16 protein-coding genes are annotated in these 14,822 nt (G+C 31.6%); 6 read left to right on the forward strand and 10 right to left on the reverse strand.

All coding sequences use genetic code 11. The annotated features are described in order from the left end of the window. Nucleotides 1-167 precede the first annotated feature (167 nt). The 3 genes from NAT47_RS08800 to NAT47_RS08810 all read left to right on the forward strand — a co-directional run bounded on the left by NAT47_RS08800 (nt 168) and on the right by NAT47_RS08810 (nt 3,149). Nucleotides 168-1,118: a hypothetical protein gene (locus NAT47_RS08800; protein ID WP_250582026.1), complete on the forward strand. Its 951-nt coding sequence runs from the start codon at nt 168-170 to the stop codon at nt 1,116-1,118. A gap of 537 nt (nt 1,119-1,655) precedes the next feature. After that, nucleotides 1,656-1,892, forward strand: coding sequence for a helix-turn-helix transcriptional regulator (locus tag NAT47_RS08805; protein ID WP_250582027.1), 237 nt, complete (start codon nt 1,656-1,658; stop codon nt 1,890-1,892). A gap of 6 nt (nt 1,893-1,898) precedes the next feature. After that, nucleotides 1,899-3,149, forward strand: coding sequence for a type II toxin-antitoxin system HipA family toxin (locus NAT47_RS08810; RefSeq protein ID WP_250582028.1), 1,251 nt, complete (start codon nt 1,899-1,901; stop codon nt 3,147-3,149). Nucleotides 3,150-3,750: 601 nt separating this feature from the next. Here the strand turns inward: NAT47_RS08810 and NAT47_RS12530 are convergent. The 9 genes from NAT47_RS12530 to NAT47_RS08850 form a co-directional block, all read right to left on the reverse strand. After that, nucleotides 3,751-3,879 carry a hypothetical protein gene (locus NAT47_RS12530; protein WP_262918743.1) on the reverse strand — a complete coding sequence of 43 codons (129 nt, stop codon included), beginning with the start codon at nt 3,877-3,879 and terminating at the stop codon, nt 3,751-3,753. A gap of 70 nt (nt 3,880-3,949) precedes the next feature. Further along, the gene (locus tag NAT47_RS08815; RefSeq protein ID WP_250582029.1) at nt 3,950-5,410 is read right to left on the reverse strand and encodes an NAD(P)/FAD-dependent oxidoreductase; all 1,461 of its coding nucleotides are present in this window, start codon (nt 5,408-5,410) and stop codon (nt 3,950-3,952) included. 107 nt (nt 5,411-5,517) lie between these two features. After that, on the reverse strand, nt 5,518-6,555 hold the full coding sequence (gene cydB / locus NAT47_RS08820; protein ID WP_250582030.1) for a cytochrome d ubiquinol oxidase subunit II: 1,038 nt from the start codon (nt 6,553-6,555) through the stop codon (nt 5,518-5,520). Between the two features lie 10 nt (nt 6,556-6,565). Further along, complete coding sequence (locus NAT47_RS08825) at nt 6,566-7,915, reverse strand: cytochrome ubiquinol oxidase subunit I (RefSeq protein ID WP_250582031.1); 1,350 nt, start codon at nt 7,913-7,915, stop codon at nt 6,566-6,568. A 151-nt stretch (nt 7,916-8,066) separates the two neighbouring features. Next, the gene (locus NAT47_RS08830; RefSeq protein WP_250582032.1) at nt 8,067-8,273 is read right to left on the reverse strand and encodes a hypothetical protein; all 207 of its coding nucleotides are present in this window, start codon (nt 8,271-8,273) and stop codon (nt 8,067-8,069) included. Nucleotides 8,274-8,379: 106 nt separating this feature from the next. Continuing rightward, nucleotides 8,380-9,981, reverse strand: a complete 1,602-nt coding sequence (locus NAT47_RS08835; protein WP_250582033.1) for a hypothetical protein — start codon at nt 9,979-9,981, stop codon at nt 8,380-8,382. 62 nt (nt 9,982-10,043) lie between these two features. Continuing rightward, complete coding sequence (locus tag NAT47_RS08840; RefSeq protein WP_250582034.1) at nt 10,044-10,364, reverse strand: hypothetical protein; 321 nt, start codon at nt 10,362-10,364, stop codon at nt 10,044-10,046. Between the two features lie 23 nt (nt 10,365-10,387). Continuing rightward, the gene (locus NAT47_RS08845) at nt 10,388-10,690 is read right to left on the reverse strand and encodes a thioredoxin family protein (protein WP_250582035.1); all 303 of its coding nucleotides are present in this window, start codon (nt 10,688-10,690) and stop codon (nt 10,388-10,390) included. 2 nt (nt 10,691-10,692) lie between these two features. Continuing rightward, nucleotides 10,693-10,884 carry a hypothetical protein gene (locus tag NAT47_RS08850; RefSeq protein WP_250582036.1) on the reverse strand — a complete coding sequence of 64 codons (192 nt, stop codon included), beginning with the start codon at nt 10,882-10,884 and terminating at the stop codon, nt 10,693-10,695. A gap of 170 nt (nt 10,885-11,054) precedes the next feature. Here NAT47_RS08850 and NAT47_RS08855 point away from each other — a divergent pair, with 170 nt between their 5' ends. From NAT47_RS08855 to NAT47_RS08865, 3 genes are read left to right on the forward strand one after another with little or no spacing between them, the layout of a single operon-like run. Continuing rightward, nucleotides 11,055-11,417 carry a hypothetical protein gene (locus tag NAT47_RS08855; protein WP_250582037.1) on the forward strand — a complete coding sequence of 121 codons (363 nt, stop codon included), beginning with the start codon at nt 11,055-11,057 and terminating at the stop codon, nt 11,415-11,417. A gap of 29 nt (nt 11,418-11,446) precedes the next feature. Continuing rightward, entirely contained in the window at nt 11,447-13,549 is a 2,103-nt protein-coding gene (locus NAT47_RS08860; protein ID WP_250582038.1) for a TonB-dependent receptor, read from the forward strand. A gap of 17 nt (nt 13,550-13,566) precedes the next feature. Next, nucleotides 13,567-14,322 carry a hypothetical protein gene (locus NAT47_RS08865; protein ID WP_250582039.1) on the forward strand — a complete coding sequence of 252 codons (756 nt, stop codon included), beginning with the start codon at nt 13,567-13,569 and terminating at the stop codon, nt 14,320-14,322. A gap of 38 nt (nt 14,323-14,360) precedes the next feature. On the opposite strand, the gene NAT47_RS08870 is transcribed toward NAT47_RS08865, so the two are convergent. Beyond that, nucleotides 14,361-14,750 carry a Fur family transcriptional regulator gene (locus tag NAT47_RS08870; RefSeq protein ID WP_250582040.1) on the reverse strand — a complete coding sequence of 130 codons (390 nt, stop codon included), beginning with the start codon at nt 14,748-14,750 and terminating at the stop codon, nt 14,361-14,363. Nucleotides 14,751-14,822: the final 72 nt, after the last annotated feature.

A 14,822-nucleotide genomic window follows, 5' to 3' on the forward strand; every position in this document is an offset into this window, starting at 1 on the left:
GGAATGCAGTCAGTAAAAAAACACAAATAAGTAAATTTTGTAGCAATACTTTTTTTATTTTTTCTCTCAGTTAAAACTGAACTTTTTTAAAATGAATTCTATTAAAAGAGATAAATAATTTTCACTAATATACACCACTTAAGTACTGTCAAGTTGTTTGATATTTTATGAAAAAAATAGACACAAAGAATAAAACATGCATATACCTTGATCAATTTGTAGTTAGTAATTTAATTTCAGGTGAAGATGTTTTATGGATAGAAATTAAAAATCTATTGGAAGTTAGTCATGTAAATAATAAAATCTTTTGTCCCTTATCAGTAGAACATATTCTCGAAACAGCAAAGAAAAGTTTAGAAAATGCTATAGAACATGATGAATATTTTAGAAAATTATCTGATAACTATATTTTTCAAAATGACCCTTTCCTAACGTCACAACTTATTTCTTCTTTAATTCGCAAGAATAAATTTACCTTAAACACTTTTTTAAAGGAAGCGAGTAATATGAAGATGAATGAATTTTATTCCGACATAAATAAGAATAACGAAATATTTGATCAAAGCATAAAGTATAAAACCTCGTCTCAAAACGAGTTGAGAAAGGTAATAAATTCAAAGGCAGATAAAAAAACTGAAGCTATCCTTTATAATACAATAAAAAAACTTCAAGTTGAAACTTTTTCAAATAGACTTAGCGAATATATTAAACTTGAAAAAATTCACATTCGACCTGATGATTATGGTGAACATCAATTTCCTAACTGGATTGACCAATTGCTATTTCAATTAACATACAAGCATAAATTTAAAGAGAAACAATTCAAACTACTTTTTAATGAGTTTCAAAAGTATGGGTTTGACAGAATTCCTTCATTAGATATTAAATCTTCCATGGAGGCATATCTAGCCGTAAAAAACAAACAAGAAAATACAGCTGACCATATAGACTTGATGAGAATCTCGAGTTGTTTATTTTCCACGGATATTTTTTTTACTGATAAAAAAAGAAAATTTGAAATATGTGCATTGCAATTAGATAAAAAATATAAAACAAAAGTTTTCTCTGGTACCCCAAGCGATTTGATAGAATTCAAAAATTACTTAACTAATTTATAATGATTAAATACTATTTAGTTTAGGCACATAGTATGTTTGAAATTATTGAAAGTTACTAAGTATAGTTTACATCTATTTATTTAAATATATAAATTGATTAGTAGCGAAAGGCTCGGGCATTCTTGGTTTCCAATACGTCATCCTGAGCTTTGTCGAAGGGCCCCCCGCTCGTGCGCGAATCCCTTCGCGTTCGTAAATATTTATTAAGTAAAACATTAATTTAAAAAAAACTATAGCACTAAAACCAGGACCAAAAAGAATCGCAACGTTAACAAGATAAGAAAACCACACCAAACATACACCATCCTTAAAACCTCCAAAAAAGAAGTCATAAATATAAATAGCATAGAGTGGAAACTACTAATTATATTTTGTACTTACTTTTCTGCAAGTCAAAAAGCTAATAAATAACGAATAACTTGCAAAAGTGATTGTTATTTCAAACAAAAATAGTAATTTTGTACAGAATAACAATCATTTTGTATGAATACTAAAAAGCAAACTATTTTTCCTAAGTACAATTTAGTATTGGAAAAAATGGGAGAAAATATCAAAATTGCCCGAAAACGACGCAAGTTAACCACAACTCAAGTGGCAGAACGTGCTGCGATTTCTCGTTCTACGTTGTATTTAATAGAGTCGGGAAATCCTAGTGTGGCAATGGGAGCTTACTTTAATGTATTACGAGTATTGGGGCTTCAAGATGATTTTTTAAAGTTAGCAGCTGATGACGAGCTAGGTAGAAGATTGCAAGATCTAGAACTTTTAAAGTAATAAGAAATGGCACTCAGTAAAACAGCTATTTATGTGTATGCGCATTGGTTGGGTATGCAAGAACCGAAACTAATTGGCATATTGTCAGCACAGCAAGCTAAAGGAAAAAAAGCATTTAGTTTTGAATACGATACCGCATGGCTTAAAACAGGACAAAAGTTTTTACTAGACCCAGATATCAGTTTGTTTTCAGGTGCACAATACCCAAATCAAAAAGATAATTTCGGTATTTTTTTAGATAGTATGCCTGATACTTGGGGAAGAACACTTATGAAAAGAAGAGCAGCACAATGGGCTCGAGAAAATAATATAAAAACGCCAACGCTTTATGATATCGATTTCCTTTTAGGAGTTTATGATGCCAGTAGGATGGGAGCATTGCGTTTTAAAACGGATCCAAATGGAGAATTTTTAGACAACAATAAAACAACTCCAACACCACCTTGGTCATCAATTAGAGAGCTTCAAGTGGCTGCTGAAAACATAGAAGACGATAAAGATAATGATGAGGTAAAAAAATGGCTTTCAATACTGATTGCTCCGGGTTCTTCATTAGGTGGAGCCAGACCCAAAGCCAATATCCTAGATACAGATAAAAGCTTGTGGATTGCAAAATTCCCATCTAAGTCAGATACGATAGATAAAGCAGCTTGGGAATATTTAGCTTATGAATTAGCCATTCAAGCAGGAATCAATATGGCACCATGCAGAATGGAAAAAATCATGGGACGTTACCATACTTTTTTTACCAAACGTTTTGATAGGGAAAATGGAGAACGAATCCATTTTGCTTCAGCCATGACCATGACAGGAAATAACGAAGAAATAATAAAAGACAATCATCCAAGTTACCTAGAAATAGCTGAATTTATAAGCAATTATGGCGTGAATGTTGAGGAAAATCTACATCAACTATGGAGGAGAATCGTTTTCAATATCAGCATTTCAAATACCGACGATCATCTTAGAAATCATGGTTTTATATTAACCGATGAGGGTTGGATATTATCTCCAGCGTATGATTTAAACCCTTCCATTGATAAAGACAGCTTATCATTAAATATCGATATGGATAATAATGAATTGGATTTCGAATTAGCCAAAAGTGTGGGAGCGTATTTCAGATTAAATGAAACACAAATGAACACCATAATCGATGAAGTTACAAGTGTGGTAAGGAATTGGAAAGAAGTAGCAAACAGAATTGGAATCCCAAGAAGTGAACAACAATTAATGGAAAAAGCGTTTCGTTTTTAATGGATTAATCTCAAATTTAATAAACCTGTAAAATAAAAACGGATAGGTTTTTTTATTGCAATCGATTATTAAAATTAGAATCTAAACTAGAAGTTACATTTTCCCCCGCTCGTTCGCGCAACGAAGTTCAGCAAAGCTAATCCTTTCGCGTTCATAAATGATTTTAGTCCTAAAAGAATATAGATAAGTTTACCTTCAAATAAGAAATAAATCTAGTTGCAACCAAAGGGTCTTCTGTTTTAGTACTCATATACAGATTTTTTGAAGGGAATCGGATATTCTTGGTTTCCATTACGTCATCCTGAGTGAGCCTGTGATAAGCTTATCATAGAATAGCTCTAGCACAAACTTCACATTTTTATTTCATAAAATAAAACTATAAAACAGAATTCATAAATCAGTTAGACTGCACAATAAAGTTAAATACTATTTGGGGATTTTTTTATGGAAAAAATAGAAAGTATAAATGCAAAAAAAGAGACCTTATCAGTAAGATAAAATCTCTTTTAACAAATTAACTAAAACTTTAAGATTATGGAAATTAGATTGGTACTAAAATAAAATTAGGATATACCAATTTGTTGTAATAGGAAGAAAATTATTATCGCGTTCCTCCATGTCCTCCAGCAACAATTTTCAAAATTCTAATATTTAAATAAAAGAACTTGAATAACTGAATTAAAAGATTTTGCATTTTTCTCTTCTGAGAATTAGATATTCTTTGTGTCATATTTTTTTACTGTTAGATTAAAAGCTTATCATTTATCTTGCTTGTAAAGTAAAACTTTTCACTTTTCACTTTATTCTGGAATTAACCACCAAAAAGGTTTCATCTTAGCCTTATAAATAAAAGCGTAATGTAAAGCTAGTTTCACCCAGTGACCAGCTAAACCAATATCGCCAAAGGTTTTTTTGATGTCTCTTCCTCCAGTATTCGGATATTTTTTATAATCAGGAACAATTGGATACGTGGTAATACTTACACCACTACCTTGTGTCATTCCATAACCTGCAGAAGCTATACAAGCCGCTCCCATGTTGCCTAAAGAACCTTTATGATGTAACGATTCTTTTCCTGCTTTTATGGAATCAATGATATTATCCGCAACTAATTTGGCTGTAATTCCAGAAGGCATACCAGTTCTTGGTGGCGATGGGAAAATTTCGGTTCCATTTTTACTTTTACGTGGTTTTGAAATAGAGTGAGGAGGAGCAAATGCAATTCCAGGAGCAAATATGTTTTTATAACTTGGGTTTTGATAGGTCTCAGGCCAGTCTTGCACTGTCCATTCTTCATAAGGTTTTGGAGTGTAATCGGCATCTACCACCATAAAACCTCTGAATAATTTTTCAGTTATATTTTGTCCGTCTTTATCATAAGCTTGAAAGCCATGTCCTGAGAATGCAGGAATCAACATACCAAAATCAAAGGATTCAGTTTTATATTCTCCCTCTAAATTTTCATAGTGTACCAATCCATCTTCCACTTTAGTAACTCCAGCTCCTAAAATCCATTTGATACCACGGTCTTCAAAAATCATTTCTACCATGTCTTTCGATTTCATGTTAAAACCGTTGTATTCCATCAACACGCCATCCATTCCAAAATCACCTAATTCATATTCATTGGATATCCAAATAATTTCAGCTTTTTCACGTACTCCAAATTTCTGCAATTCCTTTTCTACATTCAGAATGTATTCAAAAGCCGCACCTTGACAAGTCGCTTTTGCATGCCCGGTTCCAATTAAAATTTTCGATTTTTTATCTGATTTTTTTAGTTGGTCAATTAATTTATGTAATGCTTCTGAAGCATGTTCCGCATGATCATAAGTACATACAGAATATACTTTATTAGTTCCTGGCTGTAATCCTTCGGTCATATCAAAAGCAAGTTTCGGACCAGTAGCATTGATTAAATAATCGTAAGTAACTTTTTCTTGTATACCTAGTTTATCTCCAAAAACACCTTCAACTAAAATATAAGGTTTAGATTCTGTAATATCTCCTTCTGGATGAAAGGATATAGCTTTCGCTTGTTTGTAACCAATACCTTTTCTTTTATATAAGGGTTCTAAAGGAAATATCACTTCCTTTGATTTCATTCTTCCAATTCCTACCCAAATATTGGATGGCACCCATTGGTAATTTCTATTAGGTGAAACCACTAATACTTCGTGGTCTTTAGAAAGTTTTCTTCTTAAATGAGCTGCTGCTGTATGCCCTGCAATGCCCGCTCCTAAAACAACTATTTTTGACATATTTTTTTCAATTTGATAAATCAAAATTAATTGTTATGTATTTGTGCTACAGCAACATTTGTTACATAAAAACGCCCCGATTCAATCGAGGCGTTTTCAAAAAAAAATTAATAACTCGTATCGTCCAGCTTAACTTTTCCGTTAAATGTTTTATAGAGAAATAAAAAGTAAGCAGCTAATAGAGGAGCACCTATTAAAACAATGGTTAACATAATTCCTAACGATTTTTGTGAGGATGCTGCATTGTAAATGGTGATACTGTATTTTGGGTCAATACTTGAAATTAATAAAGTAGGATATAATTGAAAGGCAACTAACATTAATAAAAATGCCATGGTAAGAGAAGAAAATATTAAGGCTTGAAAATACTTCTTTTTAGAAACCAATCGAGGCACATTGGCAACAGCCAAAAATGAAAAAATAGGAATAACAAAAAACAGTGGATTATTTCTAAAATTATCTGTAACTTCTGGCATAAAAACCAAAGTATATAATGATGTTATTGAAAAACTAACAATAAAGAAAATCATTCCTTTTTTTAACAAAAATGTTAATCGAGCATGCAATCTTCCTTCTGTTTTTAATAATAGGAAAATAGCGCCTTGTGTCATAAAAATAGAAAGTGTTGTTAAGCCAACCATAATAGCATATGGACTAAGAAATGAAAAGAAAACACCACCTTTGTAGCTGTAATTTTCTCCTAATTCAAATCCTTGTAATACATTTCCTAAAACAACTCCTAACAAAAAAGCAATTAATGTGTTGGATGCAAAATAAATAATATCCCAAGTTTTTCGCCACCACAACATGGTTTCTGCACTTCTAAATTTTATAGCCGATGAACGTAAAACCAATAACATTAAGAACAACATAAACGGAATATACATAGCCGAAAGCATTGTTGCATACATTACAGGAAAACCCGCAAATAAAGCTCCTCCACCAATAATTAACCAAACTTGATTGGCATCCCAAAGTGGTCCAATAGCATTAATGGCAATTCGACGGCTTTCATCTTTTCTAAAAAACAAATGCCATGCTCCTGCTCCGTAATCAAATCCTTCTAAAATAGCATAACCTGAAAATAATAATCCTACTACTAAATACCAAAGTGTTGGATAATCGATGCCTAAAAATGTTTCCATATCTTGATGTTTAAATAGTTTCTAATTGATTGTGAGATTCGTTTTCGTAAGGACCGTGCTTGATTTTCTTATTCAAGGAGTACAAAAACAATAAGAATAAAATGGTATAAATAACCAAAAACAATATCAAAGAAAACAAAATTTGATTCGCTGATACTTCTTGCGAAAAGCCTTCACTGGTTCTCAAATGACCATAAACAATCCAAGGTTGACGTCCCATTTCTGCAGCAAACCATCCTGCTTGATTGGCAATTTGAGGTAATAAAACAGAGAATGAGAAAATCCACATTAGCCACTTGCTTTCAAATAGTTTTCCTTTCCACCATAAAAAGCAGGCGTAAAAAGTAAGAGCAATCAAGAACATTCCAATAGAAATCATGATGTGATAAAATTGAAATACTGCATTTACCTGACTAGGTTGGTCTTCTTTCGGAAATGCATTTAAACCAGTAACTGGCGCTTTAAAATCTTGATGAACCAAAAATGATAATCCACCAGGAACACCTAAACCAGTAACTTCTTGTTTTTCATTATCAACCCAACCTAAAAGATACAAATCTGCTGGTGCCGATTTTTCATAATGCCCTTCCATTGCAGCTAATTTTGCAGGTTGATTTACAGCAACACCATCTGCGGAACTATGACCCGAAATCAATTGTGTAAAGGAAACTACTGTAGCAACAACTAAAGCTATTTTAAACGCCACTTTAGATAATGCAACAAATTTTCCTTTTCTAATATAATAAGCATGTACACTTAACACCATAAAAGCACCTGCTAAAAATGCCCCTTGCCATACATGAATAATACGGTCTACACTTGATGGATTAAAAACCATTGCCCAAAAATCAGTTACTTCTGCTCGTGCCATTAGACCTTCACCCACTATGTGATACCCAGCGGGTGTTTGTTGCCAACTATTTGCTACCACAATCCAGACAGCTGAAAACATGGAGCCTAAGAATACTCCAATTGTTGAAATAAAGTGTACTCTTGGTGAAACTCTATTCCATCCAAAAATTAAGATACCTAAAAAAGTACTTTCTAATCCGAAAGCAAACAATCCTTCTGCTGCTAATGCACTTCCGAAAATGTCACCAACATAGCGCGAATAAACTGCCCAATTGGTTCCAAATTCAAACTCCATGATAATTCCTGTTGCCACACCAATTCCAAATGTAATAGCGAAGATTTTCAACCAAAAACGAGTTAAAACTTCGTATTCCTTTTTGCCAGTTTTTAAATATAATCCTTCAAAAATTACCATAATCAATCCAATACCAATACTCAATGGCGGATAGATATAATGAAATGCAATAGTGAAAGCAAACTGAATTCGAGCTAATATTTCGACATCCATAACAATATTTTTTTATGAAACACAAAACTATAAGATGTTAGAGACTTTAAAAGTAACGCTTGTTACACAAACAAAAAATTAACATCTGTTTATTTTCATCAAAAAAAAAGCCCCGAAAAATCGAGGCGTTTTGAATTTATTTTGAATAAAATTATTCAGCTTTTTTAGTAGCGGCTTTTTTAGATGAACAACATCCACCTGATTTAGACTCAGAACCGCAAGATTTTTTATCTTCTGTTGAGCAAGATTTTTCAGTTTTTGCTTTCTCTTTTTTAGCTTTTTGTTTAGGCTCTTGCGCATTAACATTCATTGAAAACATAAAAGCTGCAACAGCTAGGATAGAAACTAATTTTTTCATTGTTTTTATTTTTTAATTGTTATTTATTCTTTTTTGTGTGCATTGCACTATGACAAATATATATAATTTTGTAAATAGTACTCTTAATTTTTTATTATTTTAACAGTTAAATTTTTTTTATTACTTTTTCAGACACATAAAACTTATCATCGAATACAAAAGTAATAATTACAAATTCAGTATTTGCTGAAGAAATATCAAAATTCATGCCGCTTTTCCCAGCACGAATTCCTTCAATATCACCTTCTTCAACTACTTTTCCATCTAATGTAGAAATCATGTAATTCACCGAAGTTTCATAAGGCATCGTAAATTCTACTCGAATGGTGTCTGAAGTTGTAGGATTTGGCGAAACTACAACCGAAAAAGGGTTTTTACCATCAATTTGTTGTACGTTTAATGGTGTGTTTTTTACCAATTTTACTTCATAAATTGTTGGATCAGCAGAAGTCAATCCGGTTTGATTGTCAGTAAATGCAGATGGCGAAGCACTTTGAATTCCGCCAAATAAATGTCCAATTACAAATTCATTAGCTGTAATATTCGACAATTGTATCACTTCATTTGAATAATGTGGTAAATTTTCATTTGGGATAAATTCGGCTCCAGCGCCTTTTAAATTTGGCATTTCCACTGGTAATTGGTATTCATATAAATCTCCTGTAGCTGTTCGAGTAGTTCTACTAATTGTTTTCACAAAAGGAACCGTATTATCTTGAATTAAATTTCCTGCTTGATAGAAATACTGACTCATTCCTCCAAAAAACAAATTGTGCATTTGGTTTAAAGTAGCATCATACAAACATGCTTTTCCGCTGTGGTAATTGCTCAAATATTGATTGAATTGTGTCTGCGGATAATAACCTGATGCTTTGATGTCAACTGGATATAAAAACGGCAAATCAACCGCAATTTGAAATACACCAGATGAAATGGTATAACCTAACTCACCATCAGGAAACACTTGAGGCAATAAATTATAATCGCGACGGTGCAAATGAACCGCATCTGAAATTACTTCATAATTGGCAAAACTTAAAGTTGTTCCGGAATTATCAATCGTGAATTTTCGGATAGCATTCGAATACGTTTGGGTAAACGTTGGGTTATTCATTGGGTTATATCTCCCATCAAAACGATGTCCGCCAACCAAATAAAATGTAGAACCAATTTTTGCTAATTGACCACCAGTAATAGCGAAATTTGCATTCGAAATTTGTTTGAAATAAGTAGTTATTGGCGTTCCTGCAATGATAGCGTTTATCAAATTAGGCACATCAACCGAAGTTAAATTATCAAACGTTTTATGATCGGCAGCGGTTGTCGAATAAGCATAACCTCCAATAATAAACAAAGCATCTCCGTCTTGATAAAAGTTCATGTTTGTAGATTGCAATTGTTCTTTAATTCCTGTTGGAAGCGAATTTACGGAAACCGACCACGATTGTTGGGTAGCAATATCTACCACATACATATCTGTGTTATTCTGTGCTCCTGGAAAAGCATTATTAGGCTGACGTGCATGAACACCATCTTTTCTTCCACCAATTATAAGCCATTTTCCGTTGTGTTGAGCAAAAGCATACGAATGTAGCCCTGGTAAGCCAGAAACAGCAACCGGAGTTAAAACTACATCATAATCAAATGTAGTTTGTGCTATTGATGACTGCAAAAAAGTCAATAATAACACGATGAAATATTTTTTCATTGTATAAAATTATAAATTAAGCTCCTATAAAATAAGAACTATAAATAAACTTTTTAAATTTCTTAAATGAAAAATTTCGGTGGATGCCAAATAGAATGTTGGTATTTTGGAATGAAAATCATTTCATAGTTTGATTTTTCCTTTTCGGTATAAAAATCAGGAATTAAAATGATTTCTTTGAGTGAAATTTCAGCAACAAATTGCGTTGGACTAAAGTTCAAATTCATAATTACTTTACCTTTTTCGCAACCCGAATTTGATTCATCAGCATTATGACAAGTATTTTGACATTCTTGACTCACAAACATTTTCATAGCTCTAGCCGATGGCAAAGTAGTAAGTGCCATTAGGTAAACAAAAAGTATGTAAGTAATAATTTTCATGATACGAAATTACGAAAAAAAAATCAATGCGAATGTTCTAGAACATTTTTTATTATTTCTTCTTTTGATAAAACGGCTTTTGTTTGCCAAACTATTTGCCCTTCAAAAAACAAAACCAACATTGGTAATGTTGTAATTTGATATTGTTCAGCAAGATTTGGCGCTTCATTAACATCTAAATTGTAAACTAAAACTCTATTCCCTATTGCGTTTTTAACTTGTTGTAATGTTGGCGTCATCATTTGACATGGATTACACTCGTTTGTTTTAAAATTTATTAAAACAGCTTCATTTGTATTGATGCTTTTTTGAATAGTTGTTTCCATATTTATTTTGTTTTAGGAATTTGACAACCTTGTGCACCACAACCGGTATCAAAAAGTGCTTGTATTAAAAAAAATGAGGCAAAAAGCAAGAAAAAATATTGATTTGTGGTAATAGCATGATAAGCAATTCCAACTGAGAAAAATAATCTAATCCATCTCATTAAGTGCCAATTTGTAAAAAATATTTTTTTCATATGTATTTTAATTTAATGTAAATTTATTAGTATTTTTGCAGTTCGTTGTAACAAATATTACAAACTATGTAAAATGCATAATTTAATTTTGTTGTTATAATGGAGTTTATATTCAAATACATTTGAAAACATCTACCAAATATCTTATTACTACAATACTACTTGTATCAATGTTTTCTCAATCATTGAAATTTTCTTATTTGGTTTATGAATACACTACAAACAACAAAGCATTTACAGAAAAATATTGTAAAAATATAGATAAACCAGCGCTAAAATGTAATGGTAAATGTCATTTAAAAAACGAATTAGCAAAAACTTCAGAAACCAACAAACCTGTTAATTCCGAACAAAAACAAAATACTAATTATCAAACCGAAATTTTATTTTTTGAAACAATTACTTGGTATCAATTTCCTTCGGATTTTTGTTTTCTAAATAAAATTATTAATTCTAAATACACGAATTTGTATTGCGACTTATTTACAAATTCGTCTTTTCATCCTCCACAAAACACACTGTTTATAGCTTAATTACAAATTAATTTAAACAGTAAAATAAAATGAAAAAAATAGTCATTATAGGATTGCTATGGTCTTCTGCTATGGTATATTCTCAAGAAAATAATGATACAGAAGTTATAAAAGATTCTTTAAAAACAACCTATTTAGACGAAATAATTTTAATTGAAAATCCATTAAAAAAGATTTCTCATTCAGTTATAGCAATTGATGAAGCTAAAAAAAATAGTCAACCCAGAACTGCAACTGATTTATTTAAAGATATTCCAGGTTTTAGCATCCAAAAAAGAAGTGCAATTGCTTCTGAACCATCGTTACGAGCTTTCAAATATGAACAAATGAACATCAAATATGATGCTGGTGGAAAATACGTGCACGCTTGCCCGAATAGAATGGATCCAATCACAGCACATATAATTCCAGAAGAAGTTCATAAAATTGAAGTCATTAAAGGCCCTTTTACAACACGTTATGGACAAACTTTTGGAGGAATTGTAAACATTGTGACAACACCTGAAATTCATACAAATAATGGATTATTTGGCGAAATACAAAGCGGATTTGAAACAAATGGAAACAACAGTGCTTCGAGAGCTGAATTACAATATGTAAAAAATAAATTCAACCTTACAGTAAATGGCGAATATAGAGAATATGGTGATTACAAAGACGGAAATGGAGTTGAAACACCATCTGGGTTTATAACCAAAAGTTATTCGGCAAAAGCTGGCTACAACTTTACAGACAATCAAACGATTAGGTTGGATTGGAGACAAAAGTTTGGCGACCAAATTATTCATACAGGTTTGCCTATGGATTCTCCTTTTGATGATAGTTACAGCTTAGGATTGGATTATAAATGGAAATCTGTTTCTGAAAACATCAAGAATATTTCGTTCAAATCCTATTACACATTTGTAGATCATTTAATGACCAATGGTTTTGATTTAGATGATCCAAGACCAAATTATCCAGCTATTGATGCACGAACACCGGTAACTTCAAATTCCTTTGGCGGAAGATTTGAAATCGAACACCAACCAAACGAAAAATTGAATTTGTTTTATGGTCTCGACTTAGATAATATTTACAGAGAAGGGAAAAAATCGGTTACAGCAAATATTAATCCTAATACAGGCGAACCTTTTGCTATTCCAACAACCACTATTGCAGAAGTTTGGCAAGACGCTACTACTACAGATTTTGGAGCTTTTACCGAAATTAATTACTTAATCAATTCAAATTTAGCAATAACAGCTGGCGCAAGAATAGATTATGTAACCGCAAAAATTGAAAGTCCTGACCCTGGTTTTTTAGCCATTTATGGAACTGTTTCTGACAAAACAGATGTTACTTTTGCAGGTCATGCAGGCTTAAAATTCAATAAAAAAGGTTGGAATTCTCAACTTTCATTTGGTAGAGGTGTTAGAACGGCATCAATGTTGGAACGTTACATTTATCGTTTTGAAATTGGTTCAGATTCACGTCAATACATAGGAAATCCTGATTTAAAACCAGAAGTTAATTACCAAACTGAATGGTCTATTTCAAAAAAAATGAAGCAATTTACTATTGGAACAAGTGCTTTCTTTTCCTACATGGATAATTATATCACGGGCGTTTTAAGACCCTCGCTAACAGGCGGAACCTCTTGTGGTGGAGCGGCACCAATGGCTCCAAAACAATTTTTAAATGTAAACGCGTATCAATATGGTTTTGAAGCTTTTGTAGATTGGAAAATAATAGAAAATTTAAGTTTTAATACCAATATTTCTTATACCAAAGCTCGAAATTTATCATTAAAAGAACCATTAGCTCAGGTATTTCCAATGGCAATTCGAAACGAATTAAAGTTTGAAAAACCAAAATATTGGTTGAGTTTACGTACTGAAATTGTAGCAGATCAAAATGATTTTGCTCCAAGTTTTGCAGAAACAGCAACACCAGGTTATGAAGTTTTTGATTTTAGAATAGGTTACAAACCTCTGAAAAACGTAACATTAGGAGGAGCAATTTTAAATATTTTTGATGAAGGATATTATTCACATTTGAATTTTTCATTCAAAAACGCAGACCTAAATAATGGATATAGAATCCATGAACCTGGCAGAAACTTTAGCTTTTTTGCTAAGTATAATTTTTAACACTTAATACAAATAAAATGAAAAATAGAATAAAATTTTTAACAATAGCTTTATTAGCAACAACATTTTTAACATTCACTTCATGTGATGATGATAATTCAGTATTACCTGTAGAAACCCATGAAGACGCTTATGGCGATGTAATTCTGAAAAAAATGGATATGATGGGAACTATCAAATATATTCCAATTTTTATGGCAGGAGGAAATACAGTTAATGCTACAGGTTGTATTGTTACTGATCCAAATGGAACCGAATTTGCAATTAACGAGTTTTGGGCTGGACCAGGAAGTTTAACAGGAAAGGGAGTTGCAACAACTACTAAACCTACAATGGGAACTTACACGTTTAAATTAAAATTTGCTGATGGTTATGAAAAAACCGTTACTGATGAATTAACAGATGTAGAAACCAGTTTAGCAATGCCAATAGTAGTAACTAGAATTCCGGCAACTGCAACAGAACCAGAAAAAATAAAATTAGATTGGACTGCCGTTCCAAACACTGATTTAATTTGTATTAAACTTACAGAATTGGATATTGAAGGTACAAAACCTCTTTTCAAAATGGCAAAATTAGATGCTAGTTTAACAACATATACAATTAGTTTAGATGGTGGAACAGGATGGTTAAGACCTACAACCGATTTAACAACTGGAACAGAATATTACATAACTGTAGCTGCAAAAAAAGTAGAAACTGGAAAAGTAGTAGATGGAGCAAGTAAAGACTTTGCTCATAGTGCTTGTTCTAAAATTAAAATTGTTTTTTAATATAATTAAAACTAATTTATTATTTAAAATCCTCAAGTTTAACTACTTGAGGATTTTAGTTTATTACAATTATTGCAAATTCCAGTGATCCAAAAATTTATATTTTCTAATTTATAATTCTTTGGTAATTTAATTTCTATTTCATCATTGATGCACTCAACCTTTTCGCATACAGAACATTTAAAATGATAATGATTATGAAAATGAACTTCTTTACACGTTTTACATATAAAATAATAAGAAATTCCGTCGTCTGAAATAGCTTTATGGATTATTCCATCATTAAGAAAACTTTGTAAAATTCTATAAATAGTTACTTTATCAAAGTGAGCTAATTCTTTAATTAAATCATCTGGCTTTAAACCATAATCATGTTTTTTTAAGAAATCAATAACAGCTTGTTTTGATTTTGTATTTCTTTTTATCATTTCTAAATGCAATTTAGTTGCAATAACGGTTATTTATTTTATCTTTGTCAAAATTATTTAAAATAAATCATA

The sequence above is a fragment of the Flavobacterium fragile genome, assembly GCF_023634865.1.
Taxonomy (GTDB): domain Bacteria; phylum Bacteroidota; class Bacteroidia; order Flavobacteriales; family Flavobacteriaceae; genus Flavobacterium; species Flavobacterium fragile.